Here is a 557-nt window from a genome sequence, read left to right as displayed (position 1 = left end):
TTATCCTATGTTCAGATACGACCTCTTAATTTAGGTCAATGAAGGAAAGGAGTGGAGTAAGATTCTAGTATTATGGGGCGATAGAGCCCGTTTAACATGACAATCCCCGCTCTTTTTTAGGGTCACTTTGGACAGTTCCAGTAGGCCACGAGCCTGTATCAGGATAGTAAAAGACTCCCTAGAAGTCCTTTTAAGTGCTTTTTTCTCATCTTTTTACCACTTTCATGATGGTTACCGCCTCTTTGTTACCCGTTGTCGGCCTGGACGTGAGTAAAGCCACGCTCGCCGTCTGTTACCAAGTGAATGAGCTCGTCAAACACCTGGAAGTCAATAATAATAAAGCGGGCTTTCAGCAGCTGGTGAAGGCTTGCGGAGCGCACTGCCGGTTTGTGATGGAAGCCACCGGCACCTATAACCTGGCCCTGGCCTATTACCTGCACGAGCAGGGGGGAGAGGTCGCCGTACTGAATCCACTGGTCATTAAGCGCTTCATTCAGATGCACTTGAGTAAAGGCAAAAGTGACCGCAAAGATGCGCAGTGGCTGTTGCGTTACGGC

The 557-nt window shown here is 48.8% G+C and carries 1 protein-coding gene; it reads left to right on the top strand.

All coding sequences use genetic code 11. The features are described 5' to 3' along the window. Positions 1-224: 224 nt before the first annotated feature. A partial coding sequence (locus ABD819_RS21460) for an IS110 family transposase (protein ID WP_345127722.1) occupies positions 225-557 on the top strand: 333 nt, incomplete at its 3' end.

Source organism: Hymenobacter antarcticus, assembly GCF_039539545.1.
Lineage (GTDB): Bacteria > Bacteroidota > Bacteroidia > Cytophagales > Hymenobacteraceae > Hymenobacter > Hymenobacter antarcticus.
The sequence above is the reverse complement of the archived record's forward strand: the minus strand, read 5'-3'. Positions and strand labels throughout refer to the sequence as shown.